Origin of the sequence: Fodinibius sp. (assembly GCF_041642155.1) — a bacterium.
Taxonomy (GTDB): Bacteria; Bacteroidota; Rhodothermia; order Balneolales; family Balneolaceae; genus Fodinibius.
The window spans coordinates 1-5,405 of sequence record NZ_JBEPWZ010000206.1 but is presented as its reverse complement, the minus strand read 5'-3'; the positions used below and the strand labels follow the sequence as shown (position 1 = coordinate 5,405).

The following is a 5,405-nucleotide window of genomic DNA, read 5'->3' as shown; positions in this document are numbered from 1 at the left end:
TACTTGATTTTTTTAGACGAGGAAACCCTCACGTTGTTTGCGGTCCAGAAACGGGAGGATAGCTATGACGACAAGGAGGTCGCCTCGAATGCGGTTGTACGAAAATGGTGGGAGTACATGAAGGATATCATGGAAACCAACCCGGATCATTCGCCGGTTGCAACACCTTTGCAGGAGGTCTTTCATATGGATTGATTATTAAAAATATTTGGCTTACCCGTATCTTTCATCCCGAATGTCATGACTTTATCATATTTATTAAAGCAGCTTTTTCTTCCCATTAAAGCGAGACGTGGAATTGGGGTCGCAGGGTTGTCCGCTGTTCTATTGGGAGGTAACGGCGAACCTGGTCCGGCCACTACGGTGGCTGTCCCCGGTTGACCGGGCGTTTTGGATAGCCGGTTTTAAGCCGGAAAACGGATATACAGAAGTTAGGGTCCGATCGACACCTCAATGAAATCCACTCGGTAATGATGAGTAACGTAAATCGACTTACACTTATACTGCTAACAACAAGAGCCCGTCCCGATTGCCGGCGAGGGGGATTCAGGTTCACTACGTAGTAAAATAAAAACAAAAAAAAGAATAGTAGATCAAACAGATCGCTGTCTCTTTTAAGATGAAGACAAGAGATTAACCTGTATTTTTCACCAATTAAAATTTGAGATAGCCAAAAGCTTCTAAGTTGCTGTGAGTTATAGTTATATTATAGAACAGCAGCAGAACCTTCACAGAGTCACAGCTGTACGATGAGTTCCTCCGCGTTGAATCTACCCGGCTGAGTATCGGATTCAAAGCAGGGAGGTTTATTTCACACATTTTTGTGGCTCACCTGGCTGATGAGCAATTTTTATAGTGTGAGGAGCGGGTGAAGTGACCGGATAAATTATTTGGAAAAGTATTTTTATCAATAGAAATAGGAATTTGCTGGAAGATTAAATAAGAATGGCTGAAGGTTTTTTGCAGCGGTTGGATACCCGTCTCGACGCTATCGATGAGTATGAGCGCGAGCCCGTGCCGGAAAGCAAGCTGAAAGGCTGGAAGGGATTTCTCGGCATGTACGCCGGCGAGCATACGGCCGGCACGGAATTTGTTATCGGCCCTCTGTTTGTGGCCCACGGTGTGGCTGCGGTGGATTTGATCTGGGGGCTGATTTTGGGGAATATCCTGGCCGTACTGAGCTGGGCTTTCTTATGTGCTCCGGTTGCGGTAAAGACCAAATTAACACTATACTGGCAGCTCCGGAAGATATGTGGGTCAAAACTTGCGCTTATATACAATATTGTCAATGCCCTGATGTTTTGCTTCCTGGCGGGATCCATGATTGCCGTGTCCGCGACGGCGGTGGGCTTGCCGTTTGGCATCGCCATGCCGGCGCTGGGCGACTGGCTGCCTACCAGTTTGGGATGGATCATCACGGTTTTTGTAGTGGGACTGGTCATAACCATCGTAGCCATATTGGGATATGACTATGTGGCGCGGTTTGCCAATATCTCGTTTCCCTGGATGATCCTGGTGTTTATTGCAGCCGCACTGGCCGTTCTTCCGCAGCTCGGCGTTACCTCGGTTTCCGATTTTTGGCCCGTGGCTAAAGAAGGTATATGGACCGGCATTCCGGCAGAGGGACAAAGCAAATTTACTTTCTGGCATGTGATGTTTTTTGCGTGGTTTGCCAATATGGCGATGCACATCGGGATGTCGGACATGTCCATTCTGCGCTTTGCAGAAAAATGGCAGTATGGATTTTCGTCGGCTACGGGCATGTTCTTCGGCCATTTTATAGCCTGGATGGCATCAGGAATTTTAACGGCGGCCGCGGCGGGAGCTATCGCACCGGGCATTATTGCCTATAACAGCGCGGGTATCGCAGGGGCTGTTTGCGTGGTCATCGCAGGATGGACCACAGCCAACCCGACGATCTACCGGGCGGGACTGGCGTTTCAGTCGGTTACGCCGGATTGGAAGCGCTGGAAGGTGACATTGTTTACCGGTCTGGTTACGACTATCTTTGCTTGTTTTCCAGCGCTGGTCATGAAACTGTTGGATTTTGTAGCGCTGTACGGGCTAATATTGATGCCGATGGGAGCGGTCATATTTTTGGATGTCATGATTTTTCCCATATTTAGTATGAGGAGCAACCTGGCAGAAATAACGGGACTGGATTTCAATTGGGCGGCGGGATTGACCTGGTTTGTGACGCTCCTGCTGTGCCTGTTTATCTACCTGTACATGGGAATTGAAATTTTCTTCCTGGGGCTGCCCGGCTGGTTTATCGCAGCCCTACTGTACGTCGGAATCAGTATCCTTTACCAGAAAAAACTGCAGCCTGTACCGGCGTAAGGGGACCTGTTTATGGAAAGCACTCTGGATTAATGGTTAGATGGTCTGATTCCCCGATTCTTTGGATCGGAAATGATAAGTAACGTTTTGCGGAGCAAAATAGGATGAATACCCTATGGCTCTGCCTCGAGGTAGTTTAATGGCAAACTTTAACAATAATACCATATATTTTTTTTAAAACAATACAAAGAACTTAACCAGAATAAGGCAACTACACATCACAAGCATAAGGATATGAATATGGAAACAAGTACCACACAAAAATATTTTCGACGCGTAGAAAGCAAATGGGACGACCGGGAAGCGGAGGGCAAAGACCCGCTGGCCAGCCTGGTATATCGTTCCAACCTGTTGGGAAGCGACTCCTATATCAACAACACGGGGGGTGGCAATACCTCCAGCAAGGTAATGGAGGAAGATCCCATCAGCGGAGAAGAAGCGGAAGTGCTCTGGGTGAAAGGATCGGGCGGCGACCTGCGCACCGCCACCAAGCCCAACTTTGCCTCTTTGTACCAGCAAAAGCTGCTGAAGCTACAGGACATCTATCACAGCATGGAAGAGACGGGACTTAAGACCCCGGCCGAAGATTCCATGACAGAGATGTATCCGCACTGTACGTTTAACCTGAACCCGCGGGCGCCTTCTATTGATACGCCCCTGCACAGCTTTATCCCGTATAAATATGTGGATCACACGCACCCGGTTCCGGTCATAGCCATCGCTACGGCGGATAACGGGCCCGAACTTATGCGGGAGGTCTATGGCGATGAAGTGGAATGGGTAGACTGGATGCGTCCCGGTTTTGAACTGGGACTGAAGCTCCAGGAAGTCATCGAGGAGAATCCCGGCATCCGGGGTATTATCCTCGGGGGACACGGCCTGATTAACTGGGCGGACGATGAAAAAGAGTGCTACGAAACCAGCATCGAACTGATCAACAAGGCGGCCGACTATCTCAATGAACATGAACGGGGAAGCGATTCCTTTGGGGGACCCCGGTATGAATCACTGGAGAAGGAAGAACGCCGGGAGGTCCTGGCGGAGATCCTGCCGTTTTTGCGGGGACAGGTGAGTCAGGAGAACCAGTTTATCGGTACGGTGCAGGATGATGAGGTGACGCTCCAGTTTATTAACGCCGAAGATGCGCCGCGGCTTGCCGAATTGGGCACCTCCTGTCCCGATCACTTTTTGAGAACCAAGATCAAGCCGTTGTATGTGGAGTGGGACCCGCAGAGGGATTCGATGGAGGATCTTAAGGGGGCCGTCACCGCAGGACTCCAACAATATCGCGAGGACTATGCGGAATACTATAACAGTCATCGCGATGAAGATTCCCCGGATATGCGCGATCCGAACCCGACGGTGATCCTTATACCCGGACTGGGTATGATTGCCTGGGGTAAAAACAAAAGCGAATCGCGGGTGACTGCCGAGTTCTATACTGCGGCCATCGGCGTGATGCGGGGAGCCGAATCGGTGGCAAATTATACGGCCCTGCCCAAGCAGGAAGCCTACGATATCGAGTACTGGGCGCTCGAAGAAGCCAAGCTGCAGCGCATGCCGCCGGAAAGCGAGTTGTCCCGACAGGTGATCGCCGTAATCGGGGCCGGGAGCGGCATTGGCAAAGCCCTGGTCTCTCGCCTGATTGAGGAAGGGGGGACGGTGGCTGCACTTGATCTGAATGAAGAAACTGCCAAAGCAACGGCTGAGGACGTGCTCGGCGAGATCGGCATGGGCATTGGCGTGGCAGGCTCCGATATCAGCGGATCCGGGGATATCATCGGGCTGGGATGCGATATTACGGACCGACAGTCGGTTCAGCAGGCCCTGCATGATATTACGATAGCGTACGGGGGACTTGATAATGTGGCCGTGACGGCCGGCTTGTACCCGACGCCCGATCAGAATGGCGATGTGAACGATGTGGCATGGGATAACAGCTTTGCCGTAAACGTGAAAGGCAATTATATTGTGGCGGATGAAGTGGCTGACATATGGAAGGCCCAGAACCTCGACGGGAGCATGGTTATCACCACCAGCGCCAACGCCGTCGTCCCGAAAGCGGGAAGCATGGCCTACGACACCAGTAAGTCGGCGGCCAATCACCTGATCCGTGAACTTGCGATTGAACTGGCTCCCCGGGTGCGTGTAAACGGCGTTGCGCCGGCCACCGTGGTGGAAGGCAGCAGCATGTTCCCGCGCGACCGGGTAATCGCCTCGCTGACCAAATACGGCCTTGATTTCGATGAGGAGGAAAGCACCGAGTCGCTGCGTGAAAAACTGGCTGATTTTTATGCCAGCCGCACGCTAACCAAGCAGCCCATCACGCTGGATCAGCAGACGGAGGCGATCTACTCGCTCATCAGTTCGAGATACGAGAACACGACGGGACATATTCTCCCGGTTGACGGCGGACTCAAAGAAGCTTTTTTAAGATAACAGATCAGTGGAAAGTAAAAAGTAGATAGTAAATAGTTGAAAGCTTAACGTCGTGCGTGGTAAGCAGAATGAGGCCTATGCTGATTACCACGCTTGACCCTGCACGGTGTCGACATGCTGCCCGGCGCGCAGGAAAACCAGGCATACGGATCGTCACATGAATGTCACGCTTAAAATAGTATCTTTCTTCGGGCTGGGATTGACGGTGGTACCGTCTATTCTGGTATTCCTGCAGTATCTTTCCATGGAGGATCACAAGCTTTATATGATCTTCGGCATGATACTCTGGTTTGCGACCAGCCCGTTCTGGATGAAGGAACAGAAGCTATAGAAGTCCGCAGCTGCAGGTTTACACAGCTAACGGCCGGTGATTGTGGCCATATATTGAACAGCGAGTCCCTCCTGGGGAGAAGGTGCACAGGAGAATTGATTCGTTCCGTCAGTTCGCATAATATAGCACTTTGAAAAACCAGGAATTTTGGACAGCATCAAAGCCTGAACGCAGTTAAAAACGTAGCATATGAAGGCATATGTGAGGATATTGACTGCGTAAAAATACAGAAATTGACCAAACGAACGGTTTAACAGCGTTCTCTAATAAATAAAAATAAGGATGTAACGAATAC

At 50.6% G+C, this 5,405-nt stretch carries 4 protein-coding genes; all 4 read left to right on the top strand.

The features are described 5' to 3' along the window. Positions 1 to 195: L-rhamnose mutarotase (locus tag ACESLU_RS11100; RefSeq protein WP_372638714.1), on the top strand; the 195-nt coding region annotated here is incomplete at its 5' end. Positions 196 to 945: 750 nt separating this feature from the next. Then, the gene (locus ACESLU_RS11095; protein WP_372638713.1) at positions 946 to 2,340 is read left to right on the top strand and encodes a cytosine permease; all 1,395 of its coding nucleotides are present in this window, start codon (positions 946 to 948) and stop codon (positions 2,338 to 2,340) included. A 240-nt stretch (positions 2,341 to 2,580) separates the two neighbouring features. Further along, positions 2,581 to 4,779 carry a bifunctional rhamnulose-1-phosphate aldolase/short-chain dehydrogenase gene (locus ACESLU_RS11090; protein ID WP_372638715.1) on the top strand — a complete coding sequence of 733 codons (2,199 nt, stop codon included), beginning with the start codon at positions 2,581 to 2,583 and terminating at the stop codon, positions 4,777 to 4,779. Between the two features lie 157 nt (positions 4,780 to 4,936). Continuing rightward, the gene (locus tag ACESLU_RS11085; RefSeq protein WP_372638712.1) at positions 4,937 to 5,110 is read left to right on the top strand and encodes a hypothetical protein; all 174 of its coding nucleotides are present in this window, start codon (positions 4,937 to 4,939) and stop codon (positions 5,108 to 5,110) included. Positions 5,111 to 5,405: the final 295 nt, after the last annotated feature.